Origin of the sequence: Paractinoplanes lichenicola (assembly GCF_016785085.1) — a bacterium.
GTDB classification, from domain to species: Bacteria; Actinomycetota; Actinomycetes; order Mycobacteriales; family Micromonosporaceae; genus Actinoplanes; species Actinoplanes lichenicola.
The window spans coordinates 686706-711567 of sequence record NZ_JAENHO010000005.1 but is presented as its reverse complement, the minus strand read 5'-3'; the positions used below and the strand labels follow the sequence as shown (position 1 = coordinate 711567).

Annotated in this window: 29 protein-coding genes; 18 read left to right on the top strand and 11 right to left on the bottom strand. The window is 70.4% G+C overall.

The window, feature by feature from the left end:
* Positions 1-113 precede the first annotated feature (113 nt).
* From acnA to JKJ07_RS20775, 4 genes are all read left to right on the top strand, one after another.
* Complete coding sequence (acnA, locus tag JKJ07_RS20790) at positions 114-2915, top strand: aconitate hydratase AcnA (RefSeq protein ID WP_202993235.1); 2802 nt, start codon at positions 114-116, stop codon at positions 2913-2915.
* A 171-nt stretch (positions 2916-3086) separates the two neighbouring features.
* The gene (gene coaD / locus JKJ07_RS20785) at positions 3087-3494 is read left to right on the top strand and encodes a pantetheine-phosphate adenylyltransferase (RefSeq protein WP_202993234.1); all 408 of its coding nucleotides are present in this window, start codon (positions 3087-3089) and stop codon (positions 3492-3494) included.
* Between the two features lie 32 nt (positions 3495-3526).
* Positions 3527-3805 (top strand): type II toxin-antitoxin system Phd/YefM family antitoxin, encoded by a 279-nt coding sequence (locus tag JKJ07_RS20780; RefSeq protein WP_202993233.1) that lies wholly within the window; start codon positions 3527-3529, stop codon positions 3803-3805.
* Entirely contained in the window at positions 3802-4212 is a 411-nt protein-coding gene (locus JKJ07_RS20775; protein ID WP_202993232.1) for a type II toxin-antitoxin system VapC family toxin, read from the top strand. The genes JKJ07_RS20780 and JKJ07_RS20775 overlap by 4 nt, the downstream gene beginning before the upstream one ends.
* Positions 4213-4310: 98 nt before the next feature.
* Here JKJ07_RS20775 and JKJ07_RS20770 read toward each other — a convergent pair whose 3' ends face one another.
* Positions 4311-5060 carry a TetR/AcrR family transcriptional regulator gene (locus JKJ07_RS20770; protein WP_202993231.1) on the bottom strand — a complete coding sequence of 250 codons (750 nt, stop codon included), beginning with the start codon at positions 5058-5060 and terminating at the stop codon, positions 4311-4313.
* A 63-nt stretch (positions 5061-5123) separates the two neighbouring features.
* Here JKJ07_RS20770 and JKJ07_RS20765 point away from each other — a divergent pair, with 63 nt between their 5' ends.
* Positions 5124-5942 carry a hypothetical protein gene (locus JKJ07_RS20765; RefSeq protein WP_202993230.1) on the top strand — a complete coding sequence of 273 codons (819 nt, stop codon included), beginning with the start codon at positions 5124-5126 and terminating at the stop codon, positions 5940-5942.
* A 108-nt stretch (positions 5943-6050) separates the two neighbouring features.
* Positions 6051-6296, top strand: a complete 246-nt coding sequence (locus JKJ07_RS20760) for a DUF2630 family protein (RefSeq protein WP_202993229.1) — start codon at positions 6051-6053, stop codon at positions 6294-6296.
* 88 nt (positions 6297-6384) lie between these two features.
* Here the strand turns inward: JKJ07_RS20760 and JKJ07_RS20755 are convergent, their stop codons facing one another.
* Complete coding sequence (locus JKJ07_RS20755; protein WP_438871423.1) at positions 6385-7302, bottom strand: serine protein kinase RIO; 918 nt, start codon at positions 7300-7302, stop codon at positions 6385-6387.
* Between the two features lie 139 nt (positions 7303-7441).
* Positions 7442-8092: an HAD family hydrolase gene (locus JKJ07_RS20750; protein WP_202993228.1), complete on the bottom strand. Its 651-nt coding sequence runs from the start codon at positions 8090-8092 to the stop codon at positions 7442-7444.
* A 197-nt stretch (positions 8093-8289) separates the two neighbouring features.
* Here JKJ07_RS20750 and JKJ07_RS20745 point away from each other — a divergent pair, with 197 nt between their 5' ends.
* From JKJ07_RS20745 to JKJ07_RS20710, 8 genes are all read left to right on the top strand, one after another.
* Complete coding sequence (locus JKJ07_RS20745) at positions 8290-8868, top strand: TetR/AcrR family transcriptional regulator (protein ID WP_202993227.1); 579 nt, start codon at positions 8290-8292, stop codon at positions 8866-8868.
* 67 nt (positions 8869-8935) lie between these two features.
* Positions 8936-9838 (top strand): TIGR04222 domain-containing membrane protein, encoded by a 903-nt coding sequence (locus JKJ07_RS20740; protein WP_202993226.1) that lies wholly within the window; start codon positions 8936-8938, stop codon positions 9836-9838.
* Positions 9831-10658, top strand: a complete 828-nt coding sequence (locus tag JKJ07_RS20735; protein ID WP_202993225.1) for an MbnB/TglH/ChrH family RiPP precursor modification enzyme — start codon at positions 9831-9833, stop codon at positions 10656-10658. Before JKJ07_RS20740 ends, JKJ07_RS20735 begins: the two co-directional genes overlap by 8 nt.
* Positions 10655-11095: an SCO6045 C-terminal-like domain-containing protein gene (locus JKJ07_RS20730; RefSeq protein ID WP_202993224.1), complete on the top strand. Its 441-nt coding sequence runs from the start codon at positions 10655-10657 to the stop codon at positions 11093-11095. The genes JKJ07_RS20735 and JKJ07_RS20730 overlap by 4 nt, the downstream gene beginning before the upstream one ends.
* Before the next feature lie 153 nt (positions 11096-11248).
* Positions 11249-12019, top strand: coding sequence for a helix-turn-helix domain-containing protein (locus tag JKJ07_RS20725; RefSeq protein ID WP_202993223.1), 771 nt, complete (start codon positions 11249-11251; stop codon positions 12017-12019).
* A 2-nt stretch (positions 12020-12021) separates the two neighbouring features.
* The gene (locus JKJ07_RS20720) at positions 12022-12771 is read left to right on the top strand and encodes an SDR family oxidoreductase (RefSeq protein WP_202993222.1); all 750 of its coding nucleotides are present in this window, start codon (positions 12022-12024) and stop codon (positions 12769-12771) included.
* 8 nt (positions 12772-12779) lie between these two features.
* Positions 12780-13277: a G/U mismatch-specific DNA glycosylase gene (gene mug / locus JKJ07_RS20715; RefSeq protein ID WP_202993221.1), complete on the top strand. Its 498-nt coding sequence runs from the start codon at positions 12780-12782 to the stop codon at positions 13275-13277.
* On the top strand, positions 13274-13834 hold the full coding sequence (locus JKJ07_RS20710; RefSeq protein WP_236029359.1) for a TIGR03086 family metal-binding protein: 561 nt from the start codon (positions 13274-13276) through the stop codon (positions 13832-13834). Before mug ends, JKJ07_RS20710 begins: the two co-directional genes overlap by 4 nt.
* Here the strand turns inward: JKJ07_RS20710 and JKJ07_RS20705 are convergent.
* From JKJ07_RS20705 to JKJ07_RS20690, 4 genes are all read right to left on the bottom strand, one after another.
* Complete coding sequence (locus JKJ07_RS20705) at positions 13831-15750, bottom strand: ABC transporter ATP-binding protein (RefSeq protein ID WP_202993340.1); 1920 nt, start codon at positions 15748-15750, stop codon at positions 13831-13833. The two genes, JKJ07_RS20710 and JKJ07_RS20705, sit on opposite strands and share 4 nt — an antisense overlap.
* 85 nt (positions 15751-15835) lie before the next feature.
* Positions 15836-16627 carry an enoyl-CoA hydratase/isomerase family protein gene (locus JKJ07_RS20700; protein WP_202993220.1) on the bottom strand — a complete coding sequence of 264 codons (792 nt, stop codon included), beginning with the start codon at positions 16625-16627 and terminating at the stop codon, positions 15836-15838.
* On the bottom strand, positions 16624-16851 hold the full coding sequence (locus JKJ07_RS20695; protein ID WP_133872162.1) for a helix-turn-helix domain-containing protein: 228 nt from the start codon (positions 16849-16851) through the stop codon (positions 16624-16626). Before JKJ07_RS20695 ends, JKJ07_RS20700 begins: the two co-directional genes overlap by 4 nt.
* 448 nt (positions 16852-17299) lie before the next feature.
* Positions 17300-18904 carry an ABC-F family ATP-binding cassette domain-containing protein gene (locus JKJ07_RS20690; protein ID WP_202993219.1) on the bottom strand — a complete coding sequence of 535 codons (1605 nt, stop codon included), beginning with the start codon at positions 18902-18904 and terminating at the stop codon, positions 17300-17302.
* Between the two features lie 212 nt (positions 18905-19116).
* On the opposite strand from JKJ07_RS20690, the gene ypfJ reads away from it, so the two are divergent.
* Positions 19117-20013 carry a KPN_02809 family neutral zinc metallopeptidase gene (gene ypfJ / locus JKJ07_RS20685; RefSeq protein ID WP_202993218.1) on the top strand — a complete coding sequence of 299 codons (897 nt, stop codon included), beginning with the start codon at positions 19117-19119 and terminating at the stop codon, positions 20011-20013.
* Here ypfJ and JKJ07_RS20680 read toward each other — a convergent pair.
* Positions 20010-20645: an acVLRF1 family peptidyl-tRNA hydrolase gene (locus tag JKJ07_RS20680; RefSeq protein WP_202993217.1), complete on the bottom strand. Its 636-nt coding sequence runs from the start codon at positions 20643-20645 to the stop codon at positions 20010-20012. The genes ypfJ and JKJ07_RS20680 overlap by 4 nt on opposite strands.
* A 23-nt stretch (positions 20646-20668) precedes the next feature.
* On the opposite strand from JKJ07_RS20680, the gene JKJ07_RS20675 reads away from it, so the two are divergent.
* Positions 20669-21346: a DNA alkylation repair protein gene (locus JKJ07_RS20675; RefSeq protein ID WP_202993216.1), complete on the top strand. Its 678-nt coding sequence runs from the start codon at positions 20669-20671 to the stop codon at positions 21344-21346.
* 16 nt (positions 21347-21362) lie between these two features.
* Positions 21363-22259: a Vgb family protein gene (locus tag JKJ07_RS20670; protein ID WP_202993215.1), complete on the top strand. Its 897-nt coding sequence runs from the start codon at positions 21363-21365 to the stop codon at positions 22257-22259.
* Between the two features lie 91 nt (positions 22260-22350).
* Here the strand turns inward: JKJ07_RS20670 and JKJ07_RS20665 are convergent, their stop codons facing one another.
* Together JKJ07_RS20665 and JKJ07_RS20660 are read right to left on the bottom strand one after the other, a co-directional pair.
* Complete coding sequence (locus JKJ07_RS20665) at positions 22351-22953, bottom strand: LysE family transporter (protein ID WP_202993214.1); 603 nt, start codon at positions 22951-22953, stop codon at positions 22351-22353.
* A gap of 148 nt (positions 22954-23101) precedes the next feature.
* Positions 23102-23401 carry a hypothetical protein gene (locus JKJ07_RS20660; RefSeq protein WP_202993213.1) on the bottom strand — a complete coding sequence of 100 codons (300 nt, stop codon included), beginning with the start codon at positions 23399-23401 and terminating at the stop codon, positions 23102-23104.
* Between JKJ07_RS20660 and JKJ07_RS20655 the strand changes: the two genes are divergently transcribed.
* Positions 23400-24095, top strand: a complete 696-nt coding sequence (locus JKJ07_RS20655) for a histidine phosphatase family protein (RefSeq protein WP_202993212.1) — start codon at positions 23400-23402, stop codon at positions 24093-24095. The two genes, JKJ07_RS20660 and JKJ07_RS20655, sit on opposite strands and share 2 nt — an antisense overlap.
* Here the strand turns inward: JKJ07_RS20655 and JKJ07_RS20650 are convergent.
* Complete coding sequence (locus JKJ07_RS20650) at positions 24092-24847, bottom strand: maleylpyruvate isomerase family mycothiol-dependent enzyme (RefSeq protein ID WP_202993211.1); 756 nt, start codon at positions 24845-24847, stop codon at positions 24092-24094. The genes JKJ07_RS20655 and JKJ07_RS20650 overlap by 4 nt on opposite strands.
* Positions 24848-24862: the final 15 nt, after the last annotated feature.

The window sequence follows — 24862 nt, the reverse complement described above, 5'->3', positions numbered from 1 at the left end:
CCGGCCCCCGCCTTGCGCCGCCTTACAAGACGGACGTACGGTTTACGAGAAACGTGAACCGAGAGTTAGGTATGCCTAACCAGAAGGCCGCCCTTTCGGTGCGAAAGACTTGAATGACAGTCGCTGGGTGTGAAGGAGATGACGTGGCCAGCCTCGACACCTTTGGTGCGAAGAGCGAACTGCGCGTCGGAGACGCGAGCTACGAGATTTTCACGATCGACAAGGTGGAGGGGCACGAGCGTCTGCCCTACTCCTTGAAGATCCTGCTGGAGAACCTGCTCCGCACGGAGGACGGCGCCAACATCACCGCCGACCACATCCGCGCGCTCGGCGGCTGGGACCAGACCGCCGACCCGAGCGTGGAGATCCAGTTCACGCCCGCGCGGGTGCTGATGCAGGACTTCACCGGCGTTCCCTGCGTGGTCGACCTGGCCACCATGCGCGAGGCCGTGAAGGATCTGGGCGGCGACCCGACCAAGGTCAACCCCCTCGCCCCGGCCGAGCTGGTCATCGACCACTCGGTCATCGCCGACCTGTTCGGCCGCGAGGACGCCTTCGCCCGCAACGTCGAGCTGGAGTATCAGCGCAACCGCGAGCGCTACCAGTTCCTGCGCTGGGGCCAGACCGCGTTCAACGAGTTCAAGGTCGTGCCGCCCGGCACCGGCATCGTGCACCAGGTCAACATCGAATACCTGGCCCGCACGATCATGGAGCGCAACGGCCAGGCGTATCCCGACACGGTCGTCGGCACCGACTCGCACACCACGATGGTCAACGGCCTGGGCGTGCTGGGCTGGGGCGTCGGCGGCATCGAGGCCGAGGCGGCCATGCTGGGCCAGCCGGTCAGCATGCTCATCCCGCGGGTCGTCGGCTTCAAGCTCAGCGGCGAGATGCCCGCGGGCACGACGGCCACCGACCTCGTGCTCACGATCACCGAGATGCTCCGCGAGCACGGCGTGGTCAGCAAGTTCGTCGAGTTCTACGGCCCCGGCGTGACCGCGGTGCCGCTGGCCAACCGGGCCACGATCGGCAACATGTCACCCGAGTACGGCTCGACCGCGGCGATCTTCCCGATCGACGACGAGACCATCAAATACCTCAAGCTGACCGGCCGCTCCGAGGAGCAGGTCGCGCTGGTCGAGGCGTACGCGAAGCGGCAGGGCCTCTGGCTCGACCCCAACGCCGAGCCCGACTACTCCGAGAAGCTCGAGCTCGACCTGTCGACGATCGTGCCGTCGCTGGCCGGCCCGAAGCGCCCGCAGGACAGGGTCCCGCTGAACGCGGCCAAGCCGATGTTCCGCGACGCGCTCACCAACTACGTGTCCGGTCAGGGCCCGGCCGACGAGGCCTCCGAGGAGTCGTTCCCGGCAAGCGACCCCCCGGCCAACCACGCGGACTCCGAGGCGGACAAGCCGCACGTCTTCAGCGCGGCCACCGGCTCCGAGGGCCGCCCCTCCAAGCCCACCCGCGTGGTCGGCGAGGACGGCGTGGAGTACGAGCTCGACCACGGCTTCGTCGGCATCGCCGCCATCACGTCCTGCACCAACACGTCGAACCCGCAGGTCATGATCGGCGCGGCGCTGCTGGCCAAGAAGGCGGTCGAGCGGGGCCTGACCCGCAAGCCGTGGGTCAAGACCACGCTGGCCCCCGGCTCCAAGGTCGTCTCCGACTACTACGACCGGGCCGGCCTCACGCCCTACCTCGACAAGATCGGCTTCAACCTCGTCGGGTACGGCTGCACGACCTGCATCGGCAACTCGGGCCCGCTGCCCGAGGAGATCTCGGCCGCCGTCAACGAGGCCGACCTGACCGCGGTCAGCGTGCTCTCCGGCAACCGCAACTTCGAGGGCCGGATCAACCCCGACATCAAGATGAACTACCTGGCGTCCCCGCCCCTGGTGGTGGCGTACGCGCTGGCCGGCTCGATGGACATCGACATCACCACCGAGCCGCTCGGCACGGGCTCGGACGGCGAGCCGGTGTACCTGAACGACATCTGGCCCAGCGCCAAGGAGATCGACGACGTCATCGCGTCCGCGATCGGGGCCGAGGGCTTCAGCACGGCATACTCCGACGTGTTCGCGGGCGACGAGCAGTGGCAGTCGCTGCCCACGCCCGAGGGCAAGACCTTCGAGTGGGCCGACGAGTCGACGTACGTGCGCAAGCCCCCTTACTTCGAGGGCATGGAGCAGTCGCCCAAGCCGGTCACCGACATCTCGGGCGCCCGGGTGCTGGCCAAGCTGGGCGACTCGGTCACGACCGACCACATCTCGCCCGCGTCGTCGATCAAGGCCGACTCCCCCGCCGGCAAGTATCTGGCTGAGCACGGTGTCCCCCGCCACGAGTTCAACTCGTACGGCTCCCGCCGCGGCAACCACGAGGTCATGATCCGCGGCACGTTCGCCAACATCCGGCTGCGCAACCAGCTCGTGCCGGGCGTCGAGGGCGGCTTCACGGTCAACCACCTCACCGGCGACCAGACCACGATCTACGACGCCAGCGTGGCCTATCAGGAGGCCGGCGTCCCGCTGGTCATCCTGGCCGGCAAGGAGTACGGCTCCGGTTCGTCGCGTGACTGGGCGGCCAAGGGCACGATGCTGCTGGGCGTGCGCGCGGTCATCGCCGAGAGCTACGAGCGCATCCACCGCTCCAACCTGATCGGCATGGGCGTGCTGCCGCTGCAGTTCCCGCCCAAGACCAACGCCGAGTCGCTCGGCCTCACCGGTTCCGAGACCTTCACGATCACCGGCGTGACGGCCCTCAACGACGGCGAGACCCCCGCGACGGTCAAGGTCCGCACGGACACCGGGGTCGAGTTCGACGCCGACGTCCGCATCGACACCCCCGGCGAGGCCGACTACTACCGCCACGGCGGCATCCTGCAGTACGTCCTCCGCAAGATGCTCAACAGCTAGGTTTCCCGGTTCACAGCACCCCCGCCTTCCGCTTACGGAGGGCGGGGGTTCCGCTTTCCTGCATTCCGTACGCTCGTCGGCCGCGACAAAAGCAATGGCGTGAACCGGGGTTCCCTGCCGGCCCAGCTGCAACTCGAGGCCGAAGCGCACGACCGGCCTAAGCTGTCGGCCATGACGCGCGCCGTCTTCCCCGGCACCTTCGACCCCGTCACGCCCGGCCACCTCGACATCGCCGGCCGGGCCCGCCACCTCTTCGACGAACTGGTCGTCCTGGTAGCCGTGAACGGCGACAAACAACCCACCCGAGCCGGCGAGACCAGAGCCACCGCCGTACGGGAGGCCCTGCCCCCGGATTGGCACAACGTCACCGTCACCGCCTGGCGCGGCCTCACCGCCACTTACTGCCACCGCCACGACATCGCAGTAATTGTCCGCGGCGTCCGCAACCCCACCGACGTGCGCCACGAGCAGGAACTGGCCGCCATGAACGAGTCCCTCGGCATCCCCACCCTGCTCCTCCCCACCCGCCCCACCCTGGCCACGATCTCCTCCACCGCCGCCCGCGAACTCCGCCCCTGACGCTGTAGAACATTTAGTTCTACACTTCAGGAATGGACACCATCGGTATCCGCGAACTGAACCAGAACACGAGCCAGGTCCTGGCCCGCGTCAGCGGTGGCGAGACTGTCGAGATCACCGATCGCGGGCGCCCGATCGCCCGTCTCGTCCCCGTCGGCGACGATCGGTCGACCCTGACCAAGCTTGTGGCGGCCGGCCGAGCAGTGCCCCCGACCAGCACCGGCCCTGTACCGCTGCCCCCGTCCCTCGGCGACGAGGACGTCGACGTGGCCGCGGCACTGACCGAGATGCGGGACGAGGAGCGCTGGTGATCTATCTGGATTCCGCCGCCGTCGTCAAACTGGTTCGGCAGGAGGCCCACAGCGCCGACCTGGTCGCCTGGCTCAACGCCCACGAGGACGTACCCCTGATCTCTTCCGCGCTGATCGAGGTGGAGGTGCCACGGGCCGTCCGCCGATCGGCGCCGCAATCCCTGATCGGCGTGCCGGCTGCCGTCGGCCGCGTTTACCGGCTCGAGATCGACAGCACGGTTCGCGCGACCGCAGCGACCTTTTCCGAGCCGATGCTGCGGAGTCTCGACGCCATCCACCTCGCGACCGCTCAGGTTGTCACCAACGAGGCCGGCGCGCCGCTCACCGCCTTTGTGACGTATGACCGGCGGCTGCTCGATTGCGCCAAGGCCGTCGGACTACCGGTGGCCAGCCCCGGCCAGGACTGAGGAGACCCGGTCACCGGGGCGAGGCCGTTCGCCGCCGACGGTCAGGGCCAGATTGCCGGAGCACCGCTGACCGATCTAGTGCTTTTGCGGCGAGAGCTCTAGAACTTCAGGTGGGCGCGGAGCTGACGTTCCAGCAGGCCGGCGATCGACTCCCCGGTGATCAAACCGAGGGCGCGACGGCTTGCCAGCACGGCCAGGCCATGGACCCCGGCCCAAAGGTCGACAGCTGCCAACTGCGGTTCCCGTACGCCGGTGCGTGCCACCAAATCGGACGCGGCCTCAAAAATCGGGGTGCTGTGCTCGCGGAGGTGCTCCCCCGAGCCCTCCAGCAGGTCGTGGCGGAACATCAGCTCGAACATGGCCGGCCGCTCCCGCGCGAACTCCACATACGCCCGCGCCAGCTCCGCCAGCCTCGCTGCCGCCGCCCGCCGCCCGGGTAAGTGAGCACTCACATCGCCAGCCGGCCCGCCGCCTGCCACACCTCCCCCCGGTAAGTGAGCACTCTCATCACTGACCGAGCCGCCGACCGCCTTGCCTTGCGTTGGTAAGTAAGCACTCACATCACGCTCAGGGCCGATGTGAGTACTCACTTCCTTGCCGGAACCGCCGGAACTGCCGCTAGGCGTGCCACCCGTCGCGGCCTCCATCCGGGAGCGCAGGTCGGCGAACCCCGTGGCGGCCACGGCCGACAGCAGCGCGGCCAGCGTCGGGAAGTAGCGCCGCGGCGCCCCGTGCGACACGCCGGCACGGCGAGCGACTTCGCGGCCCGTGAAGCCGGCCAGCCCCTGTTCGTCGAGCAGCAGCGCGCCGTGCCGCACGAGAGCGGCCTTTACATCCTCACCCGCCATCACGTAGACAGTGTCTACCAGATAGACACTGTCTACGCGTACGGGGGAACGATGGTTTTGGGTGTGGCTCTTGCCCTGGGGTCGGCGATCGCGCACGCGGGGTGGAACACGACGGCCAAACGCACCGCCATGGACGGCCTGCCCGCGCTCTGGGCCTCCAGCCTGGTCGCGTTCGTGCTGGTGGCGCCGCTGGCCATCGCGCATGCCGGGGCGGCGGCGGGGCGGCTCATGCTGCTCACCCCGATCAGCACGCTGTTGCACACGGCGTACGCGGTCTGCCTGCAACGCGCCTACAAGCGGTTCGACGTCGGGCAGGTCTACCCGCTGTCCCGGGGGCTGGCGCCAGTGCTGGTGGCGTTCGCGGGGGCGGCCGCGCTGGGTCAGTGGCTGGGGGCGCCGCAGTGGATCGCGGTTCTGTTGCTCGCCGCGGCCGTGGCGCTGCTGCTGGGCGAGCGGCCCGAATCGGGCGGGGCGGTGTTGTGGTCGGCCGCGATTGCCGTGACTATCGCCGCGTACACCACGTTCGACGGGTACGCCGTGGTCGAGCTGGGCGCCGACCCGTTGTTCTTCTACGGGTTCGGGTCGCTGCTGCAGTTGGTGCTGCTCACTGTCCTGCTGCGCCGGCGGCTGCCCGAGGGCATGACCCAGTTCCGCCGCCACCCGAGGGCGATCGCCCTGCTCGCGGTGCTGATCCCGGCGTCGTACCTGCTCGGGCTGTTCGCCACGCTGCACGCCCCGCTCTCGCTCGTCGCCGCCGTGCGCAGCTCGAGCCTGCTGTGGGCGGGCCTGATCGCCGTCCTCGTGCTGCGCGAGCCGTTGGGCCCGCGCCGGGCCGCCGCCACTCTGCTGGCGGCGACCGCAGTGGTGATCATGCTGGGCTGAAGCGGCGATGATCACGCCGAGACAAAACAGTGGTGATCATGCTGAGGCAAAAGCGGTGGTGACCATGCTGACCTAACAGGCGGCAGCACTTGCGAATAGGCTTCGCGCATGGATGACAAGACTGTGCTGAGCCGGATCCACGGCCTGGTCGATGAGGAGCACAAGCTGCGCACGCAGCTGGGCAAGGGCGAGATCTCCTCGGACGAGGAGCACGCCCGGCTCAAGGATCTGGAGGAGGCCCTGGACCAGTGCTGGGACCTGCTCCGTCGTCGGCGCGCCGCCCGTGAGGTGGGCAACGACCCCAACGCCGAGCAGGCGCACAGCGTCGGCGAGGTCGAGGGCTACCTGCAGTGACGCGGCCCCGGCCGCGGCCGCCGGGTCTTCGGCGGCCGCGGTCCGGGCTTCGTACGGCGGGTCATCTCAAGCCGGCTTCGTTGAGCGGTCATCTCAGGCCGGCTTCGTAGAGCAGCCTTTCCAGCAGCTCGTCCGTGTCGACCTGAAGGCCGCGCTGGGTGAACCACGCCCCGACGTTGCGCACGTCGCGGGCGATGAAGTCGGCCCCTTGCGGGTTGGCCACCACGTCCACGATCTGCGGCAGGTCGATCAGCACCAGCCGCCCCTCGTGCACCAGGATGTTGTACGGCGAGAGGTCGCCGTGCGCCACCTGCGCGCGGGCCAGCACCGACAGCGCGTCGGTCATCTGTCCCCACAGGCCGGCCAGCTCGTCGCGGTCGGCCCGCACCTGCGCGAGCCGGGGCGCCGCCTCGCCGGTCTCCCAGTCGCCGATGAATTCCAGCATCAGCTCGGTGCCGATCAGCTGCACCGGGTAGGGCACGCGCACCAGGCCGCTCTCCTGGCCCACCTGCCAGAGGTGGCTGAGCGCGCCGAACTCGGCCATCGACCACTGGCCGGCGATCATCTCCTTGCCGAACGAGGTGCGATTGGTCATGGCCCGCATCTCGCGCGAGCGGCGGACCCGGCGCCCCTCGAGATAGCCGGCGTCGCGGTGGAACAGCCGGTGGTCGCCGTCGCGGTAGCGCTTGGCGGCCAGCATGCTGACCTTGTCGGTGTCGGGAACGGCCCGGCGCACCAGATAGACGTCGGCTTCCTTGCCGGTCTTGAGCATGCCGAGCTCGGTGTCGACCGCGCCGTATTCGGTGCGGACCCAGTCGGGGCGGGGCTCGGGGCCCTTGAGAGAGCCGTCCCACGTCGACCAGCGGTCGCCGACTTCGGGCAGGTCGGGGTCTTCCTTCAGCTGCGGCTCGGGCCGTCCGCGCTTCAGAAAGTCGGAGTCGTCGTCATCGAACTTGCGGCGGCCGCGGCGCATGGTGGACGGGCCGAAAGAGTCGTGCTCGCGCACTGGAGGGTCTCCTTGGAGAGAGGAAGAAGAAGGACAGCGGGCATCGCAAAGACAGCCATCGGTCCACACCCCCTCTTCTCTCGGAGCCCATTGCGGGCACGCGAACACTCTCCCGAACGGCGCCGGGCAGCGCAACCGATTATTTAGCGGCGGCCATGATGGCCGAGATCCCCTGGATCACATTGCCCACGACCTGGGTCGGGGCGAACCGGTTGTCGACCCATTCGCGGCCCCGGTGCAGCCAAACGCTGGGCAGCCCCATCGCCGCGGCCCCGCCGATGTCGGCCTCGGGGCTGTCGCCCACCACCCACGCGCCGCCGAGCCGCATCCGCACCCGCTGGGCGGCCAGCGCGAAGATCCGCGGGTTGGGCTTGCTCACCCCGGCCCGTTCCGAGATCACCCAGTCGGCGACATACCGATCCAGCCCCGTACGCCGGATGCGGCTGTCCTGGATCTCGGCCTTGCCGTTCGTCACCACTACGGGGACGAGCCCGGCGTCGCCGGCGATCTGCAGCGCGCAGCCCACCATGGGGTCGAGCTTCTCGAACGCGGGCGGCCCCGCGTGCAGCTCGTCGACGAGGTCGATCGACGGGACGGTGAGCTGATAGCGGTCGCGGATCAGGTCGGCCAGGTCCCAGCGGGAGGTCAGGCCGTCGGCATCGACCGAGAGTAACCAGTCGAGATCTTCCGGTGGCGCCCCGATCTCATCGAGAAAACCCTTCGCCCACAGCCTGAACGCACCGCTGCGGTCGAGCAGGGTGTCGTCTAGAGCTATCAGGACGAGGGGCACCCGGGCACTTTACGTGAGCGGAAGGGGCAACGAGTAGTCCAGTGTTGTAAACAACTTACGGCCGGGTTGGGGGAATTCGCGCCATCCGTCCGGTCGCTGCTGCTCACTAGCGTGCCGCGCTCCCCCGCGCTGCCCCGAACTTGCCAAGACGTACGTACGGATTGCATGCGAAAGGGGCACGTGACACGATCCAGTGCGTGCCCCGAGTAAGTCAGGACCAGCTGGACGCCCGCCGCCACGAGATTCTCGCGGCGGCGCGCGACTGTTTCGCGCGGTTCGGCTACGAGGGTGCGACAGTGCGGCGGCTGGAGGACGCAACCGGGCTGTCCCGCGGTGCGATTTTCCACCATTTCCGTGACAAGGAGTCGCTGTTCCTGGCCGTGGCCGAGGACGACGCGGCCGCGATGGTCGAGACGGTCGCCCGCAACGGTCTCGTCCAGGTCATGCGCGACCTGCTGGCCCGGGCCGGCGGCAGCGAGGGCGACACGGCCGGCTGGCTCGGCACCCAGCTCGAGGTGTCGCGGCGGCTGCGCACCGACCCGGCGTTCGCCAAGCGGTGGACCGAGCGCGCCGCGGCCATCGCCGACGCCACCCGCGAGCGGCTCCAGCGCCAGCGTGAGGCCGGTGTGCTGCGCGACGACGTGCCGGTCGAGGTGCTCACCCAGTTCCTCGAGCTGGCGTACGACGGCCTGGTGCTGCACCTGGCCACGGGCCGCCCGCCGGGCGAGCTGAGCCGGGTCCTCGATCTGGTCGAGGAAGCCGTCCGAAGGGCCTGATCACAACCGTTGCGCCGGTCTGCACAATGAGGCTCATAGACGCCACATCTGCAGGGAGGTCCAGCCCGTGAACGACACCTGGGGAATCTCCGGCCCGACCTTTCTCACTTACTTCATCACCGCCGGCCTGGCGATCGCGATCCTGGCCGCGGTCCACCGCAAGGCGCTGTTCCGGGGCACTCGCGGGGCCACGGTCGACAACCTGGGCCCGCAGCAGGTGGCCTATCTCAACGGGGGCGACCGCCTCGCCGTCTACTCCGCGCTGGGCGGCCTGCGGGCGGCCGGCGCGATCGGCACCGGCTCCGGGCGCACGCTCGTGCAGTCCGGGCCGCTGCCGGCCGGGGTCACCCCGCTCGACAGCGCGATCTACAACGCCGCCGCCCGCGGGGTCCGCACCCGTGACCTGCAGGGCGACCAGTGGGTCGCGTCGGCGCTGGAGCAGCTGCGCGACGGCCTCGAGCGCAACGGGCTGGCGGTCAGCGCGGGCCAGATGCGCGAGGCCCGGCTCTGGATCATCGGCGGCCTGGCCCTGATCGTGGTCGGCGTCGCCCGGGTGATCGCCGGCGCGAACAACGACAAGCCGGTCCTGTTCATGGTCTTCGCGACGATCGGCGCGTTCGTCCTCACGCTCACGCTGCTGCGCTCGCGCCGCTGGGCGACCGACGTGGCCAACCGGTCCATGCGCGACTTCCGTTACAAGCACAACTACCTGGCGCCGAGCAACAGCCCCTCGTACGCCACGTACGGCGCGACGGGCGCGGCGATGGGTGTCGCCCTCTACGGCGGCGCGGCCCTCTACACGATGGACCCGGCGTTCGCGGCCGAGGCCGAGGTGCAGCGGATCGCGGCGACGGGCGGCGCGACCGGGGGCAGCAGCGGGGGCGACGCCGGCAGCGGCAGTTCGTGCTCCAGCTCCTCCTCGTGCGGCGGCGGCAGCAGCTGCGGCGGGGGCGGCGGTTGCGGTGGCTGACACGCCACCCCCGTACGGCGTGGGGATCGGCTGGCGGCCCGAGATCGCCGGTTTCGTCGAGGGCCTGCCGGGGCTGCGGTTCGCCGAGGTGGTCGCCGAGTCGGTGCACGCGCACGGCGAGCTGCCGCCCGGCCTGCAGGTCCTGCTCGACCGGGGAGTCACGGTCGTCCCGCACGGCGTCCGCCTGTCGCTGGGCGGCGCCGAGCCGGTCGACCCGGAGCGGGTGACGCACTTCGCGGCCGTGGCCGAGCGGCTCGACGCTCCCCTGGTCAGCGAGCACATCGCGTTCGTGCGGGCCGGGGGCGTCGAGGCCGGCCATCTGCTGCCCCTACCCCGTACGAGGGAAGCTGTCGACGCCGTGGTGGCGAACGTGCGGCGGGTCCGGGAGCAGATCCCGGTGCCGATCGCCCTCGAGCCGATCGCCGCGCTGTTCGACTGGCCCGACGAGGAGCTGACCGAGGCCCAGTTCATCGGCGAGATCCTCGACCGTTCGGGGGCGCTGCTGCTGCTCGACATCGCGAACGTCTACGCCAACGCGCGCAACCGCGGCACCGACCCGCTCGAGCTGCTCGACCAGCTGCCGCTCGACCGGGTCGCCTACGTGCACGTGGCCGGCGGCGCCGAGCATCAGGGTCTCTATCACGACACGCACACCGACGCGGTCCCGCAGCCGGTGCTCGACCTGGTGGGCGAGCTGAGCGCCCGGCAGCGCCCGCCGGCCCTGATGCTGGAACGCGACGGCGACTATCCCCCGGCCGCGGCGCTGACGGCGGAGCTGGACGCGATCGCCCGGGCCTCCGGCTATCCGTCGGTGACATGAGCGGCCTCGCCGACCAGCAGGCCGCCCTCGTCGCGGCGCTGACCTCCGGCGGAGCCGTCCCGGCCGGAATCGACGGCGCCCGGTTCGAGGCGGCCCGGGTTGCGCTGCTGCGCAAGCGGGCCGGCGAGGTGGCCCGCCAGTGGCCGATGCTCGCGGCCGGTCATGGGACGCGGTGGAAGCTCACGTTTGCCGAGTGGGCGGCCACCCGCCCGAGCCAGGGGTCGCTGCGGGACGGCTGGGACCTGGCGCGCGACCTGGCCGCGCGGGACGCGCTGCCCGCCGTGGCGGCCGTCGAGCTGGCCGAACGGGAGGTCGCGTGGCACTACAACGGCCGGAACGCGCCCAGCTCCCGCAGGGGCCCGGCCCTCCGCGCCACCGGCGGCGCCGTCGCCGTCCAACTCTCCGGTCGAGTGTGGACCCTCCGCCGTCCTTCATGATCACCCCCACCAGCCCCGGCCCGCCCGACCAGGGGGCCACCACCCTAAAACAGTGCCCGGCAGCGGCGGCCGGTTATCCACAGGCACCTCGGTTGTCCACAGGCCCGGGCCACGCGGCGGAAAATGTCAGGGCCGGACGATAGCGTCCCGGCCATGAAGATCGGGGTCGAGGTCGTGAGCGGCGTCGGGCAGCTGCTGCGCGAGTGGCGGACCGGGCGGCGGCTCAGCCAGCTGGAACTGTCGGTGCGGGCCGGAGTGTCGGCGCGGCACCTGTCGTTCGTCGAGACCGGCCGTTCCCGGCCGACCCGCGAGATGATCCTGCGGCTGGCCGAGGAGCTGGCGGTGCCGCTGCGCTCGCGCAACGAGCTGCTGCTGGCCGGGGGCTTCGCTCCGGCGTACGGGGAAACCGCTCTCGACGGCCCGCGGCTGGCGAGCGTGCTGGCCGCGCTGCGCGACGTGCTGGCGGGTCACGCGCCCAGCCCGGCGCTCCTGGTCGATCGCCATTGGACGATGGTGGACGCGAACCACGCCGTCGGGCGGTTCACCGCGGGGTGCGCCGGGTGGCTGCTCGAGCCGCCGGTCAACGTGCTGCGGCTGTCGCTGCACCCGGAGGGCATGGCGCCGCGGATCTGCAACCTGGCCGAGTGGCGGGCGCACGTGCTGCACCGGCTCGACCAGCAGGCCGCCGCGACGGCCGACCCGGTGCTGCGAGAGCTGCGCGCCGAGCTGGCGGGCTATCCCGGCGGGACGCCAGGCCCGGCTGTGCGGCCGGACGGGCTGGTGGTGCCGCTGCGCTTCGACGACCTGGCCTTCTTCAGCGTGACGTCGGTGCTCGGCACGCCGCTCGACGTGACCCTCGACGAGCTGGCCATCGAGACGTTCCTGCCCGCCGACGCGGCCACCGCGGACGCCCTACGATCCTAGGCATGGATCTCGGACTCGCCGGCCGCGTCTACGTTCTCACCGGAGCCTCGCGCGGGCTCGGGTTCGCCACGGCCGAGGCGCTGGTCGCCGACGGGGCCCGGGTGGTGCTCTCGTCGCGCGACGAGAAGAACGTCGAGGCGGCGGTCGAGCGGCTCGGCGGTGGCAGTGTCGCGGCCGGGGTGGTGGCCGACCTGGCCGGCCCCGCGGCGGCCCGGGTGCTGGCCGACACCGCGGTGGAGCAGTTCGGACGGTTCGACGGCGCGCTGATCTCCGTGGGCGGTCCCGCGCTGGGCACGGCGGCCTCGATGACCGACGACCAATGGCGTACGGCGTTCGAGACGGTGTTCCTGGGCTCGGTCCGGGCGGCGCGGGTGTTCGCGTCGGCTCTGCCCGAGAGCGGGGCGATCGGGCTGGTGCTCTCCACGACGGTCAAGTCGCCGTCGCCCGGCCTGGGTCTGTCCAACGGCCTGCGGCCCGGTCTGGCGATGGCGGCCAAAGACATGGCGGACGAGTACGCGCCCCGGGGCGTGCGCATCGTGGGCCTGCTCCCCGGCCGCATCCTCACCGACCGCAACCGTGAGCTGATCAAGAGCTCGGGTGACGCCGCCGCGGTCGCCGACTCGATCCCGATGCGCCGTCTGGGGGAGCCCGCCGAGTTCGGGCGGGTGGCCGCGTTCCTGCTCTCCCCCGCCGCGAGCTACGTCACCGGCGTGACCGTGGCCGTCGACGGCGGCGTCCTGCGCACCCTGTGATCTCCGACATGATCGGGCCCGATCTGCGGGTCCTCTTCTCCGGTATCAACCCGAGCCTGTACTCGGAGGCGACGGGTCACCACTTCGCCCGCCCGGGCAACCGCTTCTGGCCCGCCCTGCATCGGGCCGGCTTCACCGAGCGGCAGCTGCACCCGTCCGAGCAGTCCGAGCTGCCGGCGCTCGGCCTGGGCATCACCAACGTGGTGGCGAGAGCGACCGCGAGGGCCGACGAGCTCTCCCGGGCCGAGCTGATCGAGGGCGGGGCGATCCTGGCCGCCCTGGCCGCCGAGCTGAAGCCCCGCTACCTGGCCGTTCTCGGCGTCACGGCGTACCGGAGCGCGTTCGCCCGCCCGAAGGCCGCGATGGGCTTGCAGACCGAGACGGTCGGCGGCGTGCCGGTCTGGGTGCTGCCCAACCCGAGCGGCCTCAACGCCCACTACACGGTGGACACGCTGGCCGCGGCCTATGCCGAACTGCGCGAGGCTTCGCTACGGTCGACGCCATGACTACCGAGATCAGCACGTTGATGGCGGCGGCGGCTGAGCGGACGGTCCCGATCGTCCAGGGCATCCGCGACGAGCAGCTGGCCGACGCGACTCCGTGCGCCGAGTATCAGGTTCGTGACCTGCTCAATCACCTGTTCCAGGTGGTCGTCGCCTTCCAGGGGGCCGCGAAGCGGGAGCCGCTCGACATGAGCGACACGCCCGACTCGATCGCCGGCGGCTGGCGGGAGCGGTTCGCCCGCGAGACCGAGCTCATGATCGACGCCTGGTCGGAGCCGGCGGCCCTCGACGGCGTCGCGCCCGGCTCGGGGCTGCCGCAGGCCGTGGTCGGCAACCTGGCCCTGGCCGACCTCACGATCCACGGGTGGGATCTGGCCACCGCCACCCGCCAGCCCTACGCCCCCGCCGACGGCGCGGTCGAGGCCCTGCTGCCCTTCATGGAGCAGATGGCGCCGATGGGCCGCAAGATGGGCGCCTTCAAGGACGAGGTCGTCGAAGCCCCGGCCGGCGCCGGGGACTTCGAGCGCCTCTTGGCGTTCAGCGGCCGCAAAGCCGCCTAAGGCTCAATCTGCCCGGCCGGCACCGTCACGATTTCGACCTCGTCCTGGAAGACCGGCGACCCCGCCGCGAACTGGGTGCGATAGAGCTCGGCATAGAGCCCGCCCGCAGCCACCAGCTCCTCGTGCCGGCCTCGCTCGACGATGCGCCCGTGGTCGAGCACGAGGATCTGGTCGGCCTCGCGCACCGTGGAGAGCCGGTGCGCGATGACCAGGGCCGTGCGCCCCTCGAGCGCCGTGGCCAGGGCCCGCTGGACGGCGGCCTCCGACTCGCTGTCGAGGTGGGCCGTGGCCTCGTCGAGCACCACGATCGACGGTTTCTTGAGCAGCAGTCGAGCGATGGCCAGCCGCTGCTTCTCGCCGCCCGAGAACCGATAGCCCCGCTCGCCGACCACCGTGTCGAGCCCGTCGGGCAGGGCGGCCACCAGCTCGGCCACCTGGGCGCCGCGCAACGCCTCCCACATCTGCTCGTCGGTCGCGTCGGGCCGGGCGTACCGCAGGTTTTCGGCGATGCTCTCGTGGAACAGGTGGGCGTCCTGCGTGACGACGCCGATGGTGTCGCGCAGGGAGTCGAGCGTCGCGTCACGCACGTCGACGCCGTCGATCCGTACGGCTCCTGAAGTGACGTCGTAGATGCGGGAGACCAGCATCGACGTGGTCGACTTGCCCGCGCCCGACGGCCCGACGAGCGCGACCAGCTGACCGGGCTCGACGGTGAAGTCGACGCCGCGCAGCACAGGGGCGTTCTCCGTACGGTCGAGGGTTGCCACGTCCTCCAGGGTCGCCAGCGACACCTCGCTCGCGCTCGGATAGCGGAAGTGCACGTCGTCGAACTCGACGCGCCCCGCCCCGGCCGGCAGCGCCACCGCGTCGGCCCGCTCCTCGATGCCCGGCTTGAGATCGAGCACCTCGAAGACGCGGTCGAACGAGACCAGCGCGCTCATCACGTCGACCCGCACGTTGCTGAGCGCGGTGAGCGGGCCGTAGAGCCGGGTCAGCAGCAGGGCCAGCGTGACGACCGTGCCCGCGGTGACGCTGCCGGTGACCGCCAGCCAGCCGCCCAGCCCGTATGTCAGGGCCTGGGCCAGCGACGCCACGAGCAGCATGGCCACGAAGAACGTGCGCGAATACATCGCCTGCTGCACGCCGATGTCGCGGACCCGGGTGGCGCGCTCGCCGAAGCGGGACGCCTCGGAGCCGGGGCTGCCGAACAGCTTGACCAGCATCGCGCCGGCGACGTTGAACCGCTCGGTCATCGTCGCGTTCATCTTGGCGTCCAGGTTGTACGACTCGCGGGTGATCTCGGCCAGCCGTTTGCCGACCCGGCGGGCCGGGATGATGAACACCGGCAGCAGGAACAGCGAGAGCGACGTGATCTGCCAGGACAGGCTGAACATCACGGCCGCGGTGAGCACCAGCTGGATGACGTTGCTGACCACGCCGGAGAGCGTCGACGTGAAGGCCCGCTGGGCCCCGGTGACGTCGTTGTTGAGCCGGCTGACCAGGGCGCCCGTCTGGGTGCGGGTGAAGAACTGCAGGGGCATGCGCTGCACGTGGTCATAGACCCGGGTGCGCAGGTCGAGGATGATGCCCTCGCCGATGCGGGCCGAATACCACCGCTGGGCGAGGGAGAGGAACGCGTCGGCGACCGCCAGCACGGCGATCGAGACGGCGAGCCGGATGATCGTGGCGGCCGCGTCGGCGCCGCCGCCGGTGATGGCGTTGACCACGTGACCGGCCAGCAGCGGGGTCGCGACGCCGATGCCGGCCGCGAGCACCACGGTGAGCAGGAAGACCACGATGTCGCGGCGATAGGGCCGGGCGTAACGCAGGATCCGCCGGGTCGTGCCCCGGCGCAGGCTGTGCTTGGCCACCCGGTCCGAGTTCTCGATCGAGCGCAGCATCATCCAGCTGGACATGCTCATCTCGTCACCTCCCGGGTGTCATGGAGCGGGCAGAGAGGAGTCTGCCCGCCGGGTATGACAACTCCGGGAAGTGAGGGGGCTATTCCGTTTCTGTCAGGTCGCGCAGGCGGCGGGTCTGCGCCTCGCGCTCGGCGCGGTCCTGCTCGTCGTACGACCGTTGGCCGGCCCCGGCCAGCAGGGCCTTGATCTCGGCGACGGCCCCGCGGTCGGCGGCGAGGACAGCGGCCGTGAGGTCGGCGACGGCCCCGTCCAGGTCGGCCACCGGCACCACGGCCGTGGCCAGCCCGAGGGCGAGCGCCTCGTCGGCCGGGATGCGCCGGCCGGTCAGGCAGATCTCCAGCGCCCGCGACGGGCCGACGAGCTCGGTGAGCCGTTTTGTGCCGCCCAGGTCGGGGACGAGCCCGAGGGTCACTTCGGCCATCGAGAACCGCGCGTCATCGGCGAGAACGCGCATGTCGCAGTTGAGCGCCAGTTGAAAACCGGCGCCGATCGCATGGCCCTGTACTGCCGCGATCGTCACGATGGACGGGTTACGCAGCCAGGTGAACGCCGACTGGAAGCCGGCAATCCGATCCGCGCACTCGTCCGGTGACAACTGCGAAAGCTTGACGAGTGAAGAATCGCCTTCACCGCGCGCGACCGACAGATCCAGGCCGGCGGAAAAGGAACGTCCGGCGCCCCGGACAATGACTACTCGCACGTCCCCCGGTAATTTCCGGGAAATGTTCGAGAGCTCGGCCCACATCGCCGGGGTCTGCGCATTGAGCACCTCGGGCCGGGACAACGTCACCGTTGCCACCGGCCCGTCCAGGTCGTAGCGAACGCCCGACTCGTCGGCGGGGAGGCCGGGTGCGGCGTCGCCGGTCGTCACGCCTTCTTGCGGCGACGCGCGCCACCACGCTGGCGGAGCTGCACGCCGGACTCGGTGAGCACGCGATGCACAAATCCGTAGGAACGACCGGTCGATGCGGCGAGAGCGCGAATGCTCTCCCCGCCGGTGTAACGCTTGACCAGATCCTTCGCTAACGACTGGCGCTCGCTGCCGACGATTCGGCGACCCTTCTCAGTGCTGGTGGCTGTGCCCGTGGCTGGCATCTTGAATCCTCACGTCCCAGACTGTGCGGTTCATACGGTCTCACCTATTAGACCGCCTCCAACGATCATGCGCTAGGTATCCAGGCCTAGCCAACGTGCCCATTTATCACTGTCAGGAACTTGACGATGACCACGGCCATCAATGTCAGACAGTTAACAGACGTATGGGCGACAACGTTTCAACACGAAGTGCGTACTCACTGGTTCGTTTCCCCAAGACCATCGATCACCTGCGCAAACACTCGATCGAGGACGGCCGTGGGCCAGACATGACGCAGCGTCGATGCGATGCCTACCGTGCGCTGCGGCCCCTCGCGTGCCAACTTCGGCGTGCCCGCCGTGATGTCCGGCCTGACCGCAAACGCCCGAACGTCGCACTGTCTGTGTGGGCACTGGTTGACAACAAACGATGGTGATGATTCGCGGATCACGCACGTCCGCGCGGTCTTTACGCGAGTTCGACGAGCTCCAGCAGGTCGTCGCTCCACGCGTCCTCGTCGCCGTCCGGCAGCAGGATCGCGCGATCCGGCTTGAGCGCCTGCACCGCGCCCGCGTCGTGCGTGACCAGCACGATCGCGCCCGGATAGTTGGCGATGGCGTCCAGCACCTGCTCGCGGCTGATCGGGTCGAGGTTGTTGGTCGGCTCGTCGAGCAGCAGCACGTTGGCGCCCGAGCAGACCAGGGTGGCCAGCGCGAGCCGCGTCTTCTCGCCGCCGGAGAGCACCCCGGCCGGCTTGTCGACGTCGTCACCCGAGAAGAGGAAAGCGCCCAGGATCTTTCGCAGCTCGGTGTCGGTCTGCTCGGAGCCGGCGCTGCGCATGTGCTCCAGGATCGTGCGGTCGACGTCGAGCGTCTCGTGCTCCTGCGCGTAATAACCCAGCCGCAGGCCGTGGCCCGGGCGCACCTCGCCGGTGTCGGGCTTGAGCAGGCCGCCCAGCATGCGCAGCAGCGTGGTCTTGCCGGCGCCGTTGAGGCCGAGGATGGCCACGCGCGAGCCCCGGTCGACGGCCACGCTGACATCGGTGAAGATCTCGAGCGACCCGTACGACTTGGAGAGGCCGCTCGCCGTGAGCGGCGTCTTGCCGCAGGGCACCGGGTTGGGGAAGCGCACCTTGGCCACCTTGTCGGAGGTGCGCACCTCTTCCAGGCCGCCCAGCATCCGCTCGGCCCGGCGGGCCATGTTCTGCGCGGCGACGGTCTTGGTGGCCTTGGCCCGCATCTTGTCGGCCTGGGCCATCAGGGCGCCGGCCTTCTTCTCGGCGTTGGCCCGCTCGCGGCGACGGCGGCGCTCGTCGGTCTCGCGCGACTCGAGGTATTTCTTCCAGCCCAGGTTGTAGATGTCGACGACCGAGCGGTTGGCGTCGAGATACCAGACCTTGTTGACCGCGGCCTCCAGCAGCTCGACGTCGTGGCTGATCACCACGAGGCCGCCCTTGTGCTGCGCCATGTAGCCGCGCAGCCAGGCGATCGAGTCCTGGTCGAGGTGGTTGGTCGGCTCGTCGAGCAGCAGGATGCCCTTGCCGTTCTGCCCGGAGTTGGCGAACAGGATGCGGGCCAGCTCGATGCGGCGGCGCTGACCGCCGGAGAGGGTGCCGATCGTCTGGGCCAGCGCCCGGTCGGGCAGCCCCAGGTTGGAGCAGATGCGGGCGGCCTCGGCCTCGGCGGCGTATCCGCCTAGCGCGGAGAACTGGTCCTCCAGGGCGCCGTAGCGCCGGATCAGCTTGTCGTCGGCGCTCTCCTCGAGCTCGACCTCGAGCTTCTGCATCTCGGCGATGATCGAGTCGAGGCCGCGGGCGCTGAGCACCCGGTCACGGCCGGTCACGTTGAGGTCGCCGGTGCGCGGGTCCTGCGGCAGATAGCCGACCTCGCTGGTGCGCTCGACGGTGCCCGTGTAGGGCTGGCCCTCGCCGGCCAGGACCTTGAGCGTGGTGGTCTTGCCCGCGCCGTTACGGCCGACCAGGCCGATCCGGTCGCCCGGCTGCACCCGCAGGGTGACCGGGGACAGCAGGATGCGGGCGCCCGCGCGCAGTTCGAGTCCGGTGGCGGTGATCATGGCTGAAAGCTCGCTCTCGGGAAGATAAGGCTGACTCCGGGCACACGAAAACGCCGACCACGTGGAGAGGGTCGGCGCGGGACAGGTCAGTCTTCGCAGAGCAGCACCCCGCCATACTACCGGGCGGCCCCGAGTACCTCCCACTCGATTAACGATCAAGATCATCGGGTACGCAGCGCACACCTTCGCCGCACCGGCTCAGTGAGGATGAGATGGAACTCAACGAGAACGCCGATATCGATACCAGTCAGGTCGAGGATCGACGTGGCTCCGGCGGTGGTGGCGGGGGCCTGGGCGGCCTGCCCATCGGCGGCGGGGGCCTCGTCGGCATCATCATCACGATCGTCGTGGCGGTGGTCGGCGGCTACTTCGGCATCAACCAGATCGGCGGCGGCAGCGAGACCGGCGACAACACGAACATCAACCAGGAGTGCAAGCAGGAAGGCGCCCTCGACAAGCTCGAGTGCCGCAATGTGCTCTACATCAACTCGATCCAGGCGTACTGGCGGACGGCCGCGCCCGAGAACTTCAACATCGACTACCAGCCGGCCAAGACCATCATCTTCTCGCAACGGGTGAGCACGGCCTGCGGCGCCGCCGACTCGGGCGTCGGACCGTTCTACTGCCCCGGCGACAACAACGTGTACATCGACCTGACCTTCTATCAGGTGCTGGCCAAGCAGCTCGGCGCGCCGGGCGAGTTCGCCCAGCCGTACGTGCTGGCCCACGAGTACGGCCACCACATCCAGGACATCACCGGCACCGAGGCCAAGATGCGCCGGGCCCAGCAGGGCGCCTCCGAGGCGGAGCAGAACGCGCTCTCGGTCAAGCTCGAGCTGCAGGCCGACTGCTATGCGGGGGCCTGGGCCAAGTCGGCCACCGAGACCACCGACAAGGACGGCGACAAGATCTTCAAGAGCCTCACCCAGCAGGACATCCAGGAGGGCATCCAGACGGCCGGCCAGATCGGCGACGACGTCCTGCAGAAGCGCGGCGGCAACCCGGTCAACCCCGAGGAGTTCACCCACGGCACGGCGGCCCAGCGCCAGCAGGCGTTCAGCACCGGCTACGACTCCGGTTCGCCGAAGAGCTGCGCCCAGTCCTTCTAGGCGGGTTCCCGCACCAATACCGAAACGGCCCGGGCCCCGGCGATCGCGGACACCAGAACCGCGTGCCGGGGCTCGGGCACGTCCAGGAACCGGTCGGCTTTCACGGCGGCCAGCGGGGCCAGTTGCGGGACGGCCAGAATCGCCTCCACCGCGGCGCGATCGCCGCCGGTGACGAGCGCGGTCAGATCCCGTACGGAGGGAAGAAGAATGCGCCCCACAATGCCGGCGCCATCGGCAATGGCCGCCTTGGCCTGATTGTCCCGGCGACGCGCGAAGCGCTGCTGCGACCAGCCACCCGCGGCCGTCCGCCCCTGCACATAGTTGCGGTCCACCTTGGAGCCGAGCAGCTCGGTCCCCTCGGCGATTCCCGCCGCGACCGCACCTTTACGCGCCAGCAGCAACCCAATCTTCCGGGGCCGTGACGCTTCGACGATCAGCTCGCCGATGGTCGCCACCTCGGGCGCCCCCGGCGGCGTTTCCCAGGTCGCGGTGGCGCCGTCCTCGGCGATCAAGGTCAAGCCCGTTTCCCGGTACGGGCCATGCCGGCGCTCGAAGTTCTCGAGCCACCGCGGCAGCCGCTCCGGCGCGACATCCACCCATTTCCCGCCGCCCGCGGCCGCCCGTTCACCCATTCCTGTCACACTACGGTGGCAGGATGCCAGCCATGAACGACCTGCTGATCCGGCTCGACGAACGCCTCCGGCCGGCCGCCGACCCGACCCGGGCGGCGGGCATGGCGGCGTACATGAAAAACCAGTTCGAATTCCTCGGGCTCCCCGCTCCCGTGCTGCAAAAACTCGCCAAAGCGGCGCAGACCGGCCTGCCCCGCCCCACGCCGGAGGAATTGCGCACGATCGCGCTCGAGTTGTGGTCCCGCCCCCAGCGCGAATACCAATACGTGGCCTGTTCCTATCTGGTGCGCCACGTCGACGTGCCCGGCGCCGATTTCATCACGACAGTGCGCACGCTGGTCACGACGAAGTCGTGGTGGGACACGATCGACCCGCTGGCGACCCGATTCACCGGCGGCCTCGTGAAACGTCACCGCGCACTGGTCGACGCGATGGACGAATGGTCCCGCGACGACAACATGTGGCTGGTCAGAGTCGCGATCCTGCACCAGTTGCACTACGGCGCCGACACCGACGAGGAACGATTGTTCGCCTATTGCGCGGCGCAGGCCGGCCATCGCGACTTCTTCGTCCGCAAAGCCATCGGCTGGGCCCTCCGCCATTACGCGCGCACGGCCCCGCACGAGGTCCGCACCTTTGTGGAGGCTCACCGTTCCGTGCTGTCCGGCCTGTCGATTCGAGAAGCAACAAAACACCTCTGACGGGTAGCTTGACCGGATGCGCGAGTTTCCCGTCTCCGAGCCCGCCGCCGGCCCGTACGGCATCGTCCCCGGCCCCGACGACGCCCTCTGGATCACCCTGGTCCACGCCGGCGCGATCGCCCGCCTGACCCCCGACGGCGCAGTCGGCACATTCTCGCTCGACGCCCCCGAGAGCGGCCCCTCGATCATCACCACCGGCCCCGACGGCGCGCTCTGGTTCACCCGCAACCGCGACGACCGCATCGGCCGCATCACCACCGACGGCAAGCACACGTCGTTCACCGTGCGCGGCGCCCCGTTCGGCATCACGACCGCGCCCGACGGCGCCCTCTGGTTCACCGAGATGAACACCGACACGATCGGCCGCATCACCACCGACGGCACCGTGACCGAGTTCCCCCTGCCCACCACGGGTGGCTTCGCCTCAATGATCGTCACCGGCCCCGACGACGCCCTGTGGTTCACCCTCAACCAGGCCAACGCCATCGGCCGCATCACCCTCGACGGCGAAGTCACCCTGCATGAGCTGCCCACCCCGGCCGCCGCCCCCGTAGGCATCACCCGCGGCACCGACAACGCCCTGTGGTTCGTCGAAATCGGCGCCGGCCAGGTGGGACGTATCACCGTCGACGGCACCGTCACGGAGTTTCCGCTCCCCGACCGCACTGCCCGCCCCCACGCGATCACGGCCGCCCCGGACGGCGGTTGCTGGTTCACGGAATGGGCCGCGAATCGCCTGGCCCACATCACCTCGGACGGCCAGGTGACGGAACACGACCTGCCCGCACCCGGGTCCGAACCACACGGTTTGGCAGTCACCACGGACGGCACGGTGTGGACAGCTCTGGAAACCGGCTCGGTCGCCCGCCACATCCCTGTGGACAACCCGCACCACCACCTTGACAGCGAGTAGTGTCCCCACCAGTTCCCGTGGTGGGCGGGGGAGGCGGTGGCCGTACAGGAGCAAGTCGTTCATTTCGGATGTGTGCAGTGATGAGAAGTTGCTAACTCGGTAGTAGCAGCCGGATGGCCAGGTAGGCGATCACAAGGCTGGACACCAGGGCGGTCACGGCCCTCCCCCGCGGTCCGGTCAACCAGCGGCCCACCAGCGAGCCGCCGCCGGCGATCACCAGTTGCCAGCTCGCCGAGGCCAGCAGGACGCCGAGGACGAACAGGATGCCGCCGCCTTCGCCGCCGCGGCCCAGGACCAGGGCGGCGAAGTAGACGACAGTGGCCGGGTTGAGCAGGGTCAGGCCGAGCACGCCCAGGTAGGCCCGCCACGGCGTGGCCGGGCGCTGGTCGACGGCTGCAGAGCCGGGTTTGCGGAAGGCGGCCCGCGCGGTCAGCACGGCGATGGCCAGCAGCACGACGGCCGCCACCCACCGCAGCGGCGTGGCGATCGGGGCGATCACCCCGGCGACGGCGGCGCCCCCGGCCACGGCGATCGCGGCGAAGACCCCGTCGGCGGTGGCCGCGCCCAGGCCGGCCGCCGCCCCGACGCGCAGGGAGGTGCGGGCGCTGAGACCGGCGATAAGCACCCCGATGGCGCCCATGGGCAGCGCGACTCCGTAGCCGGCGGTGAGGCCGGCCAGAAACGCCGCGCTCATGACAGCTGCTGCGGGACCGCCGTTTCGTCGAGCGCACGCTTCTGCTGTCGCGCGGCCCGTTCGGCCACAGCGACAGAGACAGCGGGATGCGGATACGGCGTAATCACGCGCTCATCGTGCCGTTCCCCGGGGCTTCCCCGCGACTCATTTAGACGCGCGGCGCGGCGGGCACGTGCAAGGGCTCCCTCAACCCGGCCGCCTCAAGAGCTTCCCGTACGTCGTCCAGGCCCTCGGTGAAGTGCTCCCAACTGTCCACATGGGCCGGCACGACCACCGACGCGTCCAGGATCTGTGCCGCCGTCGCCATGTCCGCGGCCGACAACGTCAGGTTCACGTCGCCGACCGACGGCGTGGCCCTGCGCCCGCATTTCCGCCGGCTGGTCGGGGTGCCGCCGCAGACGTATCGAGCGAGTTTCGCGGCCGCCTGACCGGATAAGGTGCTGATCATGGGTGTTGTCGCCGAACTTGTCCTCGTCCGGCACGGGCAGAGCCTGGCCAACGTCGCTTTTCCCGCCGCCGACGCGGAGGGCCTGCTCGAGGCGGAGGTCAGCGGTCGCGACGCCGAGGTCCCGCTGACCGAGTTCGGCGAGAAGCAGGCCCGGGCGCTGGGTGAGTGGATCGGCGCCCGGCCCGAGAACGAGCTGCCCCAGGTCGTGATCACCTCGCCCTATCTGCGGGCCCGCGAGACGTGGCGGCTGGCCGCCGAGGCCGCCGGCGTCGACCTGCCCGCGCCGACCACCGACGACCGGCTCGTCGACCGCCTGCTGGGCGAGCTCGAGATGCTCACCCGGGCCGCGATCGCCCAGCGCTACCCCGGCGAGGCCCAGCGCCGCACAGACGCCGGCGAGCACCGCTACGCCCCGCCCGGCGGCGAGTCGTTCGCCGACATCGAGGTGCGGCTGGGCGCCTTCCTCGACGACCTGCACCGCGACCACGCCGGCCGGCGCGTGATCGTCGTGGCGCACGACGCCGTCGTCCTGATGATGCGGGCCGTCATCGAGCAGCTGACCTGGGAGCAGGTGCTGGCGGCCGAGCGCGAGGCGGGCAGCGTCCGCAACGCCTCGCTGAGCCGCTTCGTCGCCGTCGAGGACCACCTGGAGCTGGCCTACTACAACGTGGTCGACCACCTGCCGACGAACTAATCGGGGTTGGACCACGCGCGCAGCCGGGTCAGCACCTCCCGGTCGCCGTCGATGGCCAAGGCTTCGAGCGGAAGGCGGCCGTAGAGCACCAGCACCAGGTCGCTCGACGTCCCTCGGATCACCGTCGTCGGCTCGCCCGCGGCAGCCTGCTCCAGCAGCCGGCCGCCGCTGGGCGTGAGATCGAGAGTGTGCGGCTGCCCGTCGCTCGCGTCGAACCGCACGCGCGCCGGCTGGTGCGGCCATGCCCCGAGCGATCCGACGCCGACCTGCAAGAACTCCGCCACGCCGTCAGCGGCGACCGCCACGGGCAAGGGCTCCGGCACACCGGCCTGCCCCCGAGCCTCCTGCGCGTCGTACGCGTGCACTGCGGCTTCTTGCACCTGGTGACGAGCGATGGCGCCGACCGTGAGCGGGGCCGACGAGGCACCCCACCAGGCCCAGGCCCGCGTGCCGGCCGACGAGGCGCGCAACGCCGCCAGCAGCAGCGAGGTGGACTCGGCCGACCAGGCGAGCAGGTCACCGCTCGGTTCCCGGTCGCCGAGGGCGGAACGTGATGGAGGCCCGGTCGGGTCGGCCGCCCGCACCACCACGGCCCAGAACCGTTGGACCGCGCCGAGATGCGCCACGAGATCGCGCAGATCCCAGTCGGGGCAGCCCGGCACACGGGCCCCGAAATCGGCAGCGGCGGCGACTGCGTCACGCAGCGCCGCCGACCGCTCGTCGATCAGGGTGAGGGCGTGGTCGAAATCCATGCCCTGGTTTCTAGC